The 14,204-nt window shown below is 71.2% G+C and carries 12 protein-coding genes; 9 read left to right on the top strand and 3 right to left on the bottom strand.

Going from position 1 to position 14,204, the window contains the following annotated elements; genetic code table 11:
• The first annotated feature begins 258 nt into the window (after positions 1 to 258).
• From ABZS37_RS11685 to ABZS37_RS11655, 7 genes are all read left to right on the top strand, one after another.
• Entirely contained in the window at positions 259 to 1,845 is a 1,587-nt protein-coding gene (locus ABZS37_RS11685) for an amino acid permease (protein WP_355167993.1), read from the top strand.
• A gap of 159 nt (positions 1,846 to 2,004) precedes the next feature.
• Entirely contained in the window at positions 2,005 to 3,369 is a 1,365-nt protein-coding gene (locus ABZS37_RS11680; RefSeq protein ID WP_355167991.1) for a glutamine synthetase family protein, read from the top strand.
• A 132-nt stretch (positions 3,370 to 3,501) separates the two neighbouring features.
• Positions 3,502 to 4,857: an aldehyde dehydrogenase family protein gene (locus tag ABZS37_RS11675; protein ID WP_355167989.1), complete on the top strand. Its 1,356-nt coding sequence runs from the start codon at positions 3,502 to 3,504 to the stop codon at positions 4,855 to 4,857.
• A gap of 5 nt (positions 4,858 to 4,862) precedes the next feature.
• The gene (locus tag ABZS37_RS11670) at positions 4,863 to 5,630 is read left to right on the top strand and encodes a 3-oxoacyl-ACP reductase (protein WP_355167987.1); all 768 of its coding nucleotides are present in this window, start codon (positions 4,863 to 4,865) and stop codon (positions 5,628 to 5,630) included.
• Positions 5,627 to 6,400, top strand: coding sequence for a gamma-glutamyl-gamma-aminobutyrate hydrolase family protein (locus tag ABZS37_RS11665; protein ID WP_355167985.1), 774 nt, complete (start codon positions 5,627 to 5,629; stop codon positions 6,398 to 6,400). The genes ABZS37_RS11670 and ABZS37_RS11665 overlap by 4 nt, the downstream gene beginning before the upstream one ends.
• Before the next feature lie 19 nt (positions 6,401 to 6,419).
• A complete protein-coding gene (locus ABZS37_RS11660) occupies positions 6,420 to 6,971 on the top strand; it encodes a pyridoxamine 5'-phosphate oxidase family protein (protein WP_355167983.1) in 552 nt (183 codons plus the stop codon).
• A 194-nt stretch (positions 6,972 to 7,165) separates the two neighbouring features.
• Entirely contained in the window at positions 7,166 to 10,825 is a 3,660-nt protein-coding gene (locus tag ABZS37_RS11655; RefSeq protein WP_355167981.1) for a SpoIIE family protein phosphatase, read from the top strand.
• Positions 10,826 to 10,853: 28 nt separating this feature from the next.
• On the opposite strand, the gene ABZS37_RS11650 is transcribed toward ABZS37_RS11655, so the two are convergent.
• Positions 10,854 to 11,168, bottom strand: a complete 315-nt coding sequence (locus ABZS37_RS11650) for an STAS domain-containing protein (RefSeq protein WP_355167979.1) — start codon at positions 11,166 to 11,168, stop codon at positions 10,854 to 10,856.
• 95 nt (positions 11,169 to 11,263) lie between these two features.
• Here ABZS37_RS11650 and map point away from each other — a divergent pair, with 95 nt between their 5' ends.
• Both map and ABZS37_RS11640 read left to right on the top strand, forming a co-directional pair.
• Positions 11,264 to 12,121, top strand: coding sequence for a type I methionyl aminopeptidase (map, locus tag ABZS37_RS11645; RefSeq protein ID WP_355167977.1), 858 nt, complete (start codon positions 11,264 to 11,266; stop codon positions 12,119 to 12,121).
• 55 nt (positions 12,122 to 12,176) lie between these two features.
• Complete coding sequence (locus ABZS37_RS11640; protein ID WP_354993198.1) at positions 12,177 to 12,890, top strand: VIT1/CCC1 transporter family protein; 714 nt, start codon at positions 12,177 to 12,179, stop codon at positions 12,888 to 12,890.
• Between the two features lie 6 nt (positions 12,891 to 12,896).
• Here ABZS37_RS11640 and ABZS37_RS11635 read toward each other — a convergent pair whose 3' ends face one another.
• Positions 12,897 to 13,634 (bottom strand): nucleotidyltransferase domain-containing protein, encoded by a 738-nt coding sequence (locus ABZS37_RS11635; protein ID WP_355167975.1) that lies wholly within the window; start codon positions 13,632 to 13,634, stop codon positions 12,897 to 12,899.
• A gap of 32 nt (positions 13,635 to 13,666) precedes the next feature.
• The gene (locus tag ABZS37_RS11630) at positions 13,667 to 14,167 is read right to left on the bottom strand and encodes a nitroreductase/quinone reductase family protein (RefSeq protein WP_355167974.1); all 501 of its coding nucleotides are present in this window, start codon (positions 14,165 to 14,167) and stop codon (positions 13,667 to 13,669) included.
• Positions 14,168 to 14,204: the final 37 nt, after the last annotated feature.

The following is a 14,204-nucleotide window of genomic DNA, read 5'->3' as shown; positions in this document are numbered from 1 at the left end:
TCGGGTACGGCGAATTGCCGTACGTGAGAGAGAGGTCGTGCCCCGCGCCGCCGCGGCCGGGCGGTCCGAGCGCCCGGGGGGTGGCCCGTCGCGAACGGGCCTGGTCACGGGGTCAAGGATGCGGCCGGGGTGGCCGGAGTGGCAACACAATTAGCCGCGACGGCGGTGAGATTCCCACCGACTACGTATTGACCGCCTTGATCGGCCGGGATCACACTTTGCGCACTCGCACGCGGAACCACCTCAGGGAGGTGTGCAGTGGCAACGACCCCCGTGCCAACCGCCGAGCATCCGATGGACGACGACGCCCGACGGCTCGCCGAACTCGGCTACAAACAGGAGCTGCGCCGCAAGTGGAGTGGCTTCTCCAACTTCGCCATCTCGTTCTCGATCATCTCGATCCTGGCCGGCTGCTTCACCACCTTCGGCCAGGCGTGGAACAACGGCGGGCCGGTCGCCATCTCCTGGGGCTGGCCGCTGATCTCGTTGTTCATCCTGATCATCGGCTTCTGCATGGCGGAGCTGGTGTCGGCGTACCCGACCGCGGGCGGGATCTACTGGTGGGCGGCCACCATGGGCCGTCCGGTGCACGGCTGGTTCACCGGCTGGTTGAACCTGATCGGTCTGGTGGCGGTCACCGCCTCGGTCGACTACGGCTGCGCGACGTTCCTCAATCTCACCCTGTCGGCGCTCTTCGACGGCTGGGCCGGGACGCTGCGTCAGGCGTTCATCCTCTTCGTGATCATCCTGGCGCTGCACGGTCTGATCAACATCTTCGGGCACCGGATCATCGACGTACTCCAGAATGTCTCGGTCTGGTGGCACGTGGCCGGCGCGGCCGTCGTGGTGGCCATCCTGGTCTTCGTTCCCGACAACCACCAGAGCTTCCAGTTCGTGTTCACCGAGCGGTTCAACAACTCCGGCTTCGGTGACGGGGACGTCGGCGGGCTGACGTTCTGGTTCTACGTGCTGCCGCTGGGTTTCCTGCTGACCCAGTACACGATCACCGGCTTCGACGCCTGTGCGCACGTCTCCGAGGAGACTCGGGGCGCCTCACAGGCCGCCGCTCGCGGGCTCTGGCAGTCGATCTTCTATTCGGCGGTCGGCGGCTGGATCCTGCTGCTGGCGTTCCTCTTCGCGGCCACCGACGTCGAGGCGGTCAACGCCGCGGGCGGCTTCTCCGGTGCGATCTTCGAGTCCGCGCTGACCCCGGTCTTCTTCAAGGTCGTCATCATCATCTCCACCATCGGGCAGTTCTTCTGCGGGATGAGTTGCGTGACATCGATGAGTCGCATGGCGTACGCGTTCAGCCGCGACCGGGCGGTGCCGGGCTGGCGACTGTGGTCGAAGGTGGACCGCAACGGCACCCCGGCCAACGCGATCATCGGCGCCACCGTGGCCGGCATGGTCCTCACCCTGCCGGCGCTCTACGAGAGCTCGGCCGGCATCCCGATCGCCTTCTACGCGGTGGTGTCCGTCGCGGTGCTCGGGCTCTACCTGTCCTTCCTCATCCCGATCGCGCTGCGCCTGCGGATGGGCGACCGGTTCACCCCCGGCCCGTGGACGTTGGGACGGAAGTACAAGCTGCTCGGCTGGATCGCGGTGATCGAGATCGCGGTCATCGCGGTCTACTTCGTGCTGCCCATCGTGCCCGCCGGGGTGCCCGGCAACGACGAATTCACCTGGTCGGCGGTGAACTACGCGCCGCTGGCCGTCGGCGGGGTGCTGCTGGTGGTCGCCGTCTGGTGGTACGCCTCGGCCCGCAAGTGGTTCACCGGCCCCGTGCGTACCGTCGAGGACCCGGCGCGGTCGCCCGACCCGACACCTGTCGACGGGCCGGGCTGACCCGTTCGTCCCGGTCCGCCGCTGCGGCGGACCGGGACGCGGTACGGCCTCAGCCGGCCGCCTCCGCGTATCCGAGCGATCCCGTTTGCGGGGGTGGCCACAGCGGGCATTGACGGTGATCCGTTCGACCCGGTAGACCTTGGTGATGGAGGCCCGCGAATGAGGAAAGCGCCGCTCACGCTGGAACAACTGCGGGTCGCCGTCGCCGAGGGTGAGATCGACACGGTGGTGCTGGCCCTCGTCGACATGCAGGGTCGGTTGCAGGGCAAACGGTTCCACGCGCCCTTCTTCCTCGACCAGGTGGTGGCCAACGGCAGCGAGGGCTGCAACTACCTGCTCGCCGTGGACGTCGACATGAACACCGTCGACGGGTACGCGATGTCGAGCTGGGAGCGCGGCTACGGCGACTTCGCGATGGTGCCGGATTTCGGCACACTGCGTCGGGTGCCCTGGCAGCCCGGCTCCGCGCTGCTGCTGGCCGACCTGGCCTGGCTCGACGGCTCGGGTGACGTGGTCGCCTCGCCCCGGCAGATCCTGCGCCGACAACTGGACCGGCTGGCCGAGCACGGGCTCACCGCGTACGCCGGCACCGAGCTGGAGTTCGTGCTGTTCCGCGACTCGTACGAGGACGCCTGGCGGCGCGGCTACCGCGATCTCACCCCGGCCAACCAGTACAACGTGGACTACTCGCTGCTCGGCACCGCCCGGGTGGAGCCGCTGCTGCGCCGGATCCGCACCGAGATGGCCGGGGCGGGGCTGACCCCGGAGAGCGCCAAGGGTGAGTGCAACCTCGGCCAGCACGAGATCGCCTTCCGCTACGACGAGGCGGTGGCCTGCGCCGACCACCACGTGATCTACAAGAACGGTGCCAAGGAGATCGCCGCCCAGGAGGGCATGGCGATCACCTTCATGGCCAAGCCGAACGAGCGCGAGGGCAACTCCTGTCACATCCACTTCTCGTTGCGGGACTCTTCCGGCTCGTCGGCCATGCTCGGCGACGGCCCCGCGCACCTGTCGCCGACCGGGCAGCGGGTGCTCGCCGGGCTGCTGGCCACCATGCGGGAGTTCAGCCTGCTCTTCGCCCCGAACATCAACTCCTACAAGCGCTACCAGCCGGGGTCGTTCGCGCCGACGGCGCTGCGCTGGGGCGTGGACAACCGCACCTGCGCGCTGCGGGTGGTCGGGCACGGCCAGGGCATGCGGGTGGAGAACCGGGTGCCCGGTGCCGACGTCAACCCGTACCTGGCAATCGCCGGGCTGGTCGCCGGCGCGCTGCACGGCATCGACGGCGAGCTGGAGCTGGGCGCGGAATGCACCGGCAACGCGTACGACGACCCGGACGCGGAGCGGGTGCCCAGCACCCTGCGCGATGCCCTGACCCTCTGGGAAAACTCCACGGTGGCAAGGGACGCGTTCGGCGCCGAGGTGGTGGCCCACTACGCCAACCAGGCAAGAGTGGAACTCGCGGCGTACGACGCGGCGGTGACCGATTGGGAGCTGACCCGTGGCTTCGAACGCCTCTAGCGGTCCCCCCCAGCCCCGCCGCGCCCCAGCTCCCCGCGTCGATCATGGACTTGTGGTGGGCGGCATGTCGGGGAGGGGGGCTTTTGTGGGGCACCACAACTCCATGATCGACCGGGCAGGGAGGTGGAGTGCGTGACCGTTTTGGTGGATCCGGCTTCTGGGATGGGATTTCGGGAGGTCAGCGGGGCCTCCGTGGAGGAGGTTGATGCGGCGATCTCGCGGGCCGCGACGGCGTTCGAGGCGTGGCGGGCGGTGGGGCCGGGGGATCGGGCGCGGTTGCTGCGGCGGTTCGCCGCTGTTATCGACGCGCATCTGGACGAGCTTGCCGCGTTGGAGGTCCGCAACTCCGGGCACACCATCGGCAACGCCCGCTGGGAGGCCGGCAACGTTCGCGACGTGCTGGACTACTACGCCGGCGCGCCCGAGCGGCTGACCGGGCGGCAGATCCCGGTGCCCGGTGGGTTGGACGTCACCTTCCACGAGCCGCTCGGCGTGGTCGGCGTGATCGTGCCGTGGAACTTCCCGATGCCGATCGCCGCCTGGGGTTTCGTCCCGGCCCTAGCCGCCGGCAACACCGTGGTGCTCAAGCCCGCCGAGCTGACCCCGCTCACCGCGCTGCGGCTCGCCGAGCTGGCCCGCGAGGCGGGCCTGCCCGACGACGTCCTCATCGTCGTACCGGGTGAGGGCGCGGTGGTGGGGGAGCGGTTCGTCAGCCACCCGGCGGTCCGCAAGATCTGCTTCACCGGCTCCACCGAGGTCGGCACACGGATCATGGCCGGCTGCGCCGCCCAGGTGAAGCGACTCACCCTGGAGCTGGGCGGCAAGAGCGCGAACATCGTGTTCGCCGACGCCGACCTGGAGCGCGCCGCCGCGACCGCGCCGGGCGCGGTCTTCGACAACGCCGGCCAGGACTGCTGCGCACGGTCGCGGATCCTGGTCCAGCGTCCGGTGTACGACCGCTTCCTGGCACTACTCGAACCAGCGGTACGCGCGGTGCGGGTGGAGGACCCGTCCCGGGACACCGCCGAGATGGGGCCCCTGATCTCGGCGGCTCAGCGGGACCGGGTCGCCGGCTACCTGGCCGGGGCGAAGGTCGCCTTCACCGGCTCCTGCCCCGACGGCCCCGGGTTCTGGCAGGCGCCCACGGTGCTGCTGGCCGACTCGCCGGCCGACCGGCACTGGCGGGAGGAGATCTTCGGCCCGGTGGTCTCGGTGCTGCCGTTCGACGACGAGGCCGACGCGATCCGGCTCGCCAACGACACCGAGTACGGCCTCTCCGGCTCGATCTGGACCCGGGACGTGGGTCGCGCCCTCCGCCTGGCCCGCGCTGTCGACGCGGGCAACCTCAGCGTCAACTCGCACTCCTCCGTGCGCTACTGGACCCCGTTCGGCGGGATGAAGCGCTCCGGACTCGGCCGTGAGCTGGGCCCGGACGCGCTGCACTCCTTCACCGACGTCAAGAACGTGTTCATTTCGACAGAGGAGTGACGCCAGTGCAGGGTCGGTTGCAGGACCGGGTGGCCGTGGTCACCGGAGCGGGTAGCGGCATCGGGTTGGCCACCGTCCGGCGGTTCGCCGCCGAGGGGGCCCGGGTGATCTGCGTGGACATCGACACGTCGGCCGGCGAGAGGGCCGCCAACGAGTGCGGCGGTGAGTTCGTGGCCACCGACGTGGCCGACGAGTCGGCGGTACGCGACCTGTTCGACGGTGTGGCGGACCGGCATGGCCGGGTGGACATCGCGTTCAACAACGCCGGCATCTCACCGCCGGACGACGACTCCATCCTGGACACCGGTCTCGACGCGTGGGAGCGGGTGCTGCGGGTCAACACGACGAGCGTCTACCTGTGCTGCAAGTACGCCATTCCGCACATGCGCCGCCAGGGCAAGGGCTCGATCATCAACACCGCCTCGTTCGTGGCGTTGATGGGCGCGGCGACGTCGCAGATCGCGTACACCGCGAGCAAGGGCGGCGTGCTGGCGATGACCCGGGAGTTGGGTGTGCAGTTCGCCCGCGAGGGCATCCGGGTCAACGCGCTGTGCCCCGGCCCGGTGGCCACCCCGTTGCTGCTGGAGCTGTTCGCCGCCGACCCGGAGCGGGCCGCCCGCCGGCTGGTGCACGTGCCGATGGGCCGCTTCGGGCAACCGGAGGAGATCGCCGCCGCGGTGGCGTTCCTGGCCAGCGACGACGCCTCGTTCATGACCGCCGCGCAGTTCGTGGTCGACGGCGGCATCACCGGCGCGTACGTCACGCCCCTATGAGAGCGGCCCCGCAGTCGCGAACTCTGCCGGCCCTGAGGCGCCGGCCGCTGATCGGGATCAGCGCGTACGTCGAGCCCGCCGACTGGGCGGCCTGGCGGGGCGTGCCGGCCGTGCTGGTGCCCGAGGCGTACGTGGGGGCGGTGACGGCCGCCGGTGGCCGGGCGGTGGTGCTGCCGCCGGACGACCTGGACGGCGACGTGGTGGCCGTCCTCGACGGGCTGCTGCTCGCCGGAGGCGCCGATGTGGGCCCGGGGCGGTACGGCCAGCCGCCCGACCCGCGTACGGAGGATCGGCCGGACCGGGACGCTGGCGAGCTGACCCTGTTGGCCGCCGCGCTCGCCGCCGAGTTGCCGGTGCTGGGTGTGTGCCGGGGGATGCAGTTGCTCGCCGTCGCCTACGGCGGCACCCTGCACCAGCACCTGCCCGACGTGGTCGGTCATGAGGCGCACCGTCCAGCGCCCGGCGTCTATGGCGGCCACGCGGTGCGGTTCGCGCCGGGAAGCCTGGCCGCGACGGTGTTGGCCGGGGTGGACCAGGTCAACTCGTACCACCACCAGGCAGTCGCCGAGCCGGGTCGGCTCGCGGTCACCGGTTGGGCGGAGGACGGCGTTGTCGAGGCGGTCGAGGACCCGGCTCTGCCGTTCGTGCTCGGCGTGCAGTGGCATCCGGAGAACGAGCCGGATCCTCGCCCGATCACCGCACTGGTCGAGGCCGCTGGCCAGCGGGTTGATGACGGATGTGACGGACGTCGCCCCCGCCCGGTGATGTGACCGGTGGGAGGATCGGCGCATGGGCAAGGTCTATCCGGAGATCGACGGTCGACTGCGTGACTTCATCGCGGCCCAGCCGGTCTTCTTCGTGGCCACCGCGCCGTCCGGTGCCGAGGGGCACGTCAACGTCTCGCCGAAGGGCATGCGGGGCACGTTCGTCATCCTCGGCACGCACCGGGTGGCCTACCTCGACTACCACGGCAGTGGGGCGGAGACCATCGCCCACCTGCGGGACAACGGCCGGATCACGCTGATGTTCTGCGCCTTCGACGGGTCGCCGAAGATCGTCCGGCTGCATGGTCGGGGCAGCAGCGTCGCGGTGACCGAGGGTGCCTTCGCCGACCGGCTCGCGGAGTTTCCCGCACCGCCGGACGTGCACGCCGTCCGGGCCGTGATCACCGTCGAGGTGGAGCGGGTCAGCGACTCCTGCGGCTACGCGGTGCCATTGATGGACTTCCGCGCCGAACGTGACCTGTTGCTCACGTCACACTCCCGCCGTACCACCGACGACCTGGTGGACTACCGGGCCACCAGGAACGCGGCGAGCATCGACGGGCTGCCCGTCTTCTGACCCGTCGCGGCGCTCCGGCAACTGCCGCTCGACCCGGCTGCGTACCCGCGCTGTCCGGTGCCCGACGGCTCAGTCGGACATAAACAGCGTCCAAGCATCGTCATGCGTTACGTTGCTGATCCGCTGGGGTACAAGTCGGAGCACGGCAGGCGAAGATCAACGGTCGCGGGGCACGACCGGAGCGGGGAGGCTGTATGAGCTCGGCCCAGGGGGGCGCGGACGCCGGGCATCCCGTCGCGTCCGGCGGGGAGATCCCCCCGATGCTGGCAGCAGCTTTCGTGGCCGGTGGCGAGATGGGGGAGCGGCTGAGCGGCTTCGACTGGTCCAGCGGTCCGCTGGGCGAACCCGGTCAGTGGCCCGTGGCGCTCTCCAACTCGGTCGGCATGATGCTCGCCTCCAGCGCGCAGATCGTCATGTTCTGGGGCGACGACCAGCTCGCCTTCTACAACGACGCCTACCGGCCGACCATCGGCAGCAAACACCCGGACGTGCTCGGCCAACCGGCCCGCCCGCACTGGGCGGAGACCTGGGCGGTGCTCGGCCCGCTGCTCGATGGCGTCCGGCGCACCGGGCGCTCCTACCGCGGCGAGGACCACCCCTTCCTGCTGGACCGGCACGGCTTCGTCGAGCAGACCTACTTCAACGTGTCGTACGACCCGATCTGGGGTGACGACGGCTCGGTCAGTGGCGTCTACTGCATCGTCAACGAGACCACCGGCCGGGTGCTCGGCGAGCGCCGGCTGCGGGCACTGGCCGAGCTGGGTGCCGACCTGAGCGACATCGGCAGCGCCGCCGCACTCGGGCGGACCGCCGCCGAGGTGCTCGGCCGGTACCGGGCGGACGTGCCCTTCGCCTTGATCTACCTGGCCGACGAGAGCGGCCGGCTCACCCTGGCCGCGTCGACCGGCACCGACCCGGCCGCCGTCGGCGTCACCCCGGAGCTGCTGGCCCGGGTGACCGCCGACGGCCAGGCCGGCACGGTCCAGGTGGCCGATCTGCTCGACCCGACGCCGGTCGACGCCGCCGACCAGGCCTTCGTGCTTCCCCTCACGGCGACCAACCAGACGGTCGGCGCACTGGTCGTCGGCGTGGCCCGCCGGCTGCCGCTCAGCGACGACTACCGCACCTTCCTCGACCTGGTCGGCGCCCAGATCTCCCGTGCGGTCGGCACGCAGCGGGAGTACGAGCAGCAACGGGCCCGTGCCGCCGAGCTGGCCGCGCTGGATCAGGCGAAGACCAACTTCTTCGCCAACGTCAGCCACGAGTTCCGTACCCCGCTGACCCTGGTGCTCGGCCCGCTGGAGGACATGCTGGCAGATCCGGCGCTGCCCGCCGCCGAGATCGACCGGCTCACCATGATGCACCGCAACGCGCTGCGCCTGCTCAAGCTGGTCAACACCGTGCTGGACTTCTCCCGGCTGGAGTCCGGGCGGCTCGCCGCCCGCTACCAGCCCACCGACCTCGCCGGCTACACCGCCCGGCTGGCCAGCACCTTCCGCTCGGCCACCGACCGGGCCGGATTGCGGCTGGTGGTGGACTGCCCGCCGCTTTCGGAGCCGGTCTTCGTCGACCGGGACATGTGGGAAAAGATCGTCCTCAATCTGGTGTCGAACGCGGTCAAGTTCACCTTCGACGGCGAGATCCGGGTGCGGGTCCGGGCCACGGACGGTGTGGCCCGGCTGGAGGTGAGCGACACCGGCATCGGCATCGTGCCGGACGAGCTGCCGCACGTCTTCGAGCGCTTCCACCGGGTGCCCGGGGTGCGCGCGCGCACCCACGAGGGCACCGGGATCGGCCTGGCGCTGGTCCGGGAGCTAGTCGAGATGCACGGCGGCGAGGTCGGGCTGACCAGCCAGCTCGACGAGGGCAGCACCTTCACGGTGACCGTCCCGTTCGGGTCGGCGCACCTCCCCGCGGACCGGGTGGCGGCGTTCGGCCCGCTGCCCGCGGGTGCGCCGGAGCAGGCCCGGTTGTACGTGGCGGAGACCGCGCTGTGGACCGGCGCCGGCCCGGCACCCGAGTTCGACAGCCGGCCGACGGAGGGCACCCCAGCCGGACGCATCCTGGTCGTCGACGACAACGCCGACCTGCGCGAACACGTCACCCGGCTGCTCTCCCCGACCTGGGAGGTGGTCACCGCGCGCGATGGGCTGGCGGCACTGCCGCTGGCCCGCGAGGGCGGCTTCGATCTGGTGCTCACCGATGTGATGATGCCCCGGCTGGACGGGTTCGGGCTGGTGAGCGCGCTACGCGCGGACCCGCGTACCCGGCATGTGCCGATCGTGCTGCTCTCCGCCCGGGCCGGCTCCGCCGAGGCCGTCGCCGGCCTCTCCGTCGGGGCCGACGACTACCTCACCAAGCCGTTCACCAGCCAGGAGCTGATCGCCCGGGTCCGGGCCAACGTCGAGCTGGGTCAGCTTCGTGGGCAGATCATCCGTCGGCTCCGGGCGCTGGCCGACGCTGCGGTGGCGGTGAACACCGCCCGGTCCACCGGCGACGTGCTCCAGGTCGCCGCCCGGCACGCGCTCAGCCTCGCCGAGGCCGCCCGGGTGGTGGTGACCGCGACCGGCGCCCGATCCGAGGCGGACACCGGCGCCACCACCGCCACCGATCCGTTCTTCGTGGCCGAGCTGACGGGCACCACCGGCGAGACGCTCGGCGAGTTGCAGGTCTGGCGGCCGGCCGGCGACGACGCGCAGGCCGACGAGGCCGCGTTGACCCAGCTGGCCCGGCTGGTCGGGGTGCGACTGGAGAACGCCCAGCTCTACGAAGCCGAACACCGCATCGCCACCACGTTGCAGCACAGCCTGCTGCCCCGGACGCTGCCCCAACTGCCCGGCGCGGTGGTGGCCAGCCGGTACCTCCCCGGCAGCGCCGACGTCGAGGTCGGCGGTGACTGGTACGACGTGATCGCTCTCGAGGACGACGAACTGGTCCTGGTCATCGGGGACGTGGTCGGCAAGGGCGTCCAGGCCGCCGCGGCGATGGGGCAACTGCGCAACGCGCTGCGGGCGTACCTGCTGGAGGGCTACGACCCGGGTGAGTCGCTGACCCGGCTCAACCGACTGGTCGGGTCCACCGAGCGTCGATCCTTCGCGACGGTGGTCTGTCTGCTGTTCAACCCGCGCACCGGCCGTCTGCGGTACGCGAGCGCCGGTCACCCGTCCCCACTGGTGATCAGAGGAAGCGACGTTGCGTTCCTGCACGACCGTGCGCTCGGCCCGCCGGTCGGCGCCATCCCCGACGCGACGTACGAGGGGGTCGAGGGGGAGTTGGCACCCGGCAGTCGACTGCTGCTCTACACCGACGGGCTGATCGAGGACCGTCAGCTCGACATCGACGCCGCGCTGGCTCAGCTGTGCGTCGACGCGGCGACCCCGGGTGAGCACGTGGTGGACCTGATCGACGCGGTGGTCGCGCGGGTCGCCGGGCAGCCGCGCCGTGACGACGTGGCGGTCCTCGCCCTGGAGGCGGCGGAGCTGAACCGTTTCGTGCTGCGGCTGCCGGCGGACCCGACCCGGCTGAGCGTGCTGCGCAAGCGCCTGGAGGACTTCCTGGTCGCGCACGCGGTCGGTGAGACGGACCTGTTCGACCTGACCGTCGCCGTCTCCGAGGCCGCCGCGAACGCCATCGAGCACCCGGTCCACCCCGCCGAGGCCATGATCAGCGTGGAGGTGGCCATCGACGATCGGACGGTGACCGCAACCGTGCGCGACAGCGGGCAGTGGCGCGAGTCGACCAACTCCGGGTTCCGTGGGCGTGGGCTGACCCTGATCAAGGCCCTGGGCGACCTGTCGGTGCGGCGTACCGATGAGGGCACCGAGGTGACGGTGCGCCGGCAGCTGCGGAGCTGACCGCGCGCCCGGCGACGGCCGGGGTGTCTCAGACCGGCCGAAGCCAGCTCTGCTCGCCCAGGCCGGAGATCTCCAACACCCGGCGGACCTGCCGCGACGGCAGCACGGTGAGCGTGCCCGAGAACTGCTGGGCGAGCCGGACGAGGGCGTGGATGGCGGCCGAGTCGAAGAAGGTGACCGCGCTCAAATCGAGGGTGATCTGCTCGGCGGGCTCACGCAGCGCGGTGTTGAGCATGGTGTCGGCGGTCGCCATGTCGACCTCACCGGCCACCACCACACGGAGGTGATCACCGTCGATCTCCGCGCTGGCGGAGAAGACTGGTGGTGCTCCCCCTTGATCCACGCAGACACCATGGCATAGGCGACCTGGCAGGGCAACAACCGGTCCGGGCCCGCCGTGGCGCGGGTCACCAGCAGCTCCGGCGATAGGCTTGCGGCATGACCGTCCGCCCGCCGCTGACCCCAGGCACGCTCTCCCCGATGCGACCGGTGCCCACCCACATTCCCCGCCCGGAGTACGTGGGCAAGAAGCGCCCGCAGGAGTGGCGTGGCTCGCACGTGCAGACCTCGGAAACCATCGAGAAGATGCGGATCGCGAGCCGTCTCGCCGCCCAGGCGACCCAGCTCGCCGGCGAGCACTGCAAGCCCGGCGTGACCACCGACGAGATCGACAAGGTGGTGCACGAGTTCCTCTGCGACCACGACGCGTACCCGTCGACACTGGGCTACAAGGGCTTCCCCAAGGCCTGCTGCACCAGCCTCAACGAGGTCATCTGCCACGGCATCCCGGACTCCACCGTCCTGCAGGACGGCGACATCATCAACGTCGACGTGACCGCGTACATCGGTGGGGTGCACGGTGACACCGACGCCACCTTCTGTGTCGGCGAGGTCAGCGAGGAGGCCCGGCTGCTGGTCGAGCGCACCCACGAGGCGATGATGCGCGGCATCCGCGCGGTCGCCCCGGGTCGCCAGATCAACGTCGTGGGCCGGGTCATCGAGTCGTACGCCAAGCGGTTCGGCTACGGCGTCGTCCGCGACTTCACCGGCCACGGCATCGGCGAGTCATTCCACAGCGGGCTCTTCGTGCCGCACTACGACAGCCCGCGCCCCACCGACATCATGGAGCCGGGAATGACGTTCACCATCGAGCCGATGATCACGCTCGGCACCTACCAGTACGACATGTGGGACGACGGGTGGACCGTGGTCACCAAGGACCGGAAGTGGACGGCCCAGTTCGAGCACACCATCGTGGTGACCGACGACGGCCACGAGATCCTGACCCTGCCGTGAGCGCGAGGAACGCAGCGAAGCGAAGTCCCGCAGTCGCGAACGAAGGGCAGGCGCCGTGACCGACACCCCAGCGGCGCTGCGTGAGGCGCACCACGCGGACGTCTCCGGCGGCTGGCTGCGCCCGGCCGTCTTCGGTGCGATGGACGGTCTGGTCACCAACATCGCCCTGATCGCCGGTGTCGGAGGCGGCGGGGTGTCGCCACGCAGCATCGTGCTGACCGGCTCCGCCGGCCTGGTGGCCGGTGCGATCTCGATGGGGCTCGGCGAGTACACCAGCGTGCGCTCCGCGAACGAACAGGTCGCCGCCGAGGTGGCAAAGGAGCGGCGCGAACTGGAACGGCACCCCGAGGCGGAGGCCCGCGAACTGGCCGACGCCTGGGTGGCACGGGGCCTTCCCCGGGATCTCGCCACCCAGGTCGCGGAGGCGGTGCGGCGTGACCCGGAGGAGGCGCTGCGGGTGCACGTCCGCGAGGAGTTGGGCGTCGACCCCGACGACCAGCCCAGCCCTTGGACGGCGGCGATCTCGTCGTTCCTGTTCTTCTCGGTGGGCGCGCTGATCCCGCTGCTGACGTACCTGTTCGGTGCCACCGAGCTGTGGCTGGCACTCGCCGTCGGCGGGCTCGGGCTGTTCGCCGCCGGTGCGGTGGTGGCCCGCTTCACCAACCGTCCCTGGTGGACGGGCGGTCTGCGCCAACTGCTGCTGGGCGCCGCAGCCGCCGGCGCCACCTATTTGATCGGCTCGCTGATCGGCGTGCAGGGCGGGCTGTGACGCCGGTCAGGTGGTGAGTAGCTCGTCGACGGTGCCGTCGACCGCGCGACCACGGGCGGCCAACTCCTCGGCCTGCCGGGTCAGCACCACACCCACCTCGGTCATGTCCGCGCCGGCCAACCCGGTGCGTCGTACCGCGTCCCCGGGGTCACGGAAGTAGGTGCGGCTCAGCAGGCCGGTCACCGTGGCCGCCGCCAACCGCGCCTCACCGAGCATCAGCAGCGCCTGGTCGGTCTCGTACCACTCGGCGAGCCGGGCGGCCCGGGAGTGCGCCGCGCTGCCCCGATACCAGGCCTGCCGGGCCGCGGTGCTGAACTCCGCCGGCCGGGCCCGGGCCAGCCGGCCGAGATGCTCGTCGCGCAGCGTCCGCAACCAGCCCGTCGGATCGTGCAACGCCTGCGTGGTCACGTACCGGTCGGCGGTCAGCGGCCAGAGCGGGGAGAGCACCCGGGCCTGCGCGAGGTAGTCCTCAGCGGCGGCCACCGTCAGGTCGACCAGCACCCCGTCCACCCGCCGGGTCGCGGGCGGCGGGCCGGTGCCCGACCGGTAGGTGACCACCAGCATTCCCGCCTCGCGGTCCCCACCGCCGTCGTCGTCGCCGTGCGCCAGGGGCCCGTGCACCGCGACCGCGAGCACGTCGGCCGGGAACCGCCGTCGGACCGCCTCGGCGACCCGCTCCGCGACCGTCCACCGTCGATCGTCGAGGCCCCGGCCAACACCGGCCTGTTCGCTGCTAGCGCTCACGGGGCCTCCGTTGTTCGCTGCCCAGCGTCAGCCTAGCCAGCCGACGGCGGACCGGCCGGTGCGCCGCGCCCGGTCGGCACCAGCCGGAAGATGCGGATCTCCCGGTCGCCCGCCCGCTGCACGTACGTGCGGTACGCGGGCCACTCGGTAACCAGCAGCTGCCACAGCCGGTCCCGTTCGGTGCCGGTGGCCGGCTCTGCCCGCACCGGGAGCCGCCGCCCCTTGACGTTCACCTCCGCGACCGGATCGGCGAGCAGGTTCGTCGCCCAACTGGGCTGGTGGGTCTGCCCCCAGTTGGAGCCGATCACCACGTACGCGTCGCCGTCGGGCACGTAGAGCAGCGGATTGCTGCGGGGCTTGCCGGAGCGGCGGCCGGTCGTGGTGATCACCAGGGACGGGATCAGGCCGAGTGCGACCACCCGCCCCCGGGTGAGTCGACCGACCACCCGGTCGGCGGGGACCAGTAGACGTGCGGCGGCGCCGAACCAGCGGTGATGACCGACTCGACGGGTGAGGGTTCCCAGGACTGACACGCGGGTCAGTCTGCCGGCTGCCGCGCCTCTGCGGCAC

It is taken from the genome of Micromonospora sp. NPDC005413 (assembly GCF_040606435.1).
GTDB lineage: Bacteria > Actinomycetota > Actinomycetes > Mycobacteriales > Micromonosporaceae > Micromonospora.
This window is presented reverse-complemented; position numbering and strand designations above follow the sequence as displayed.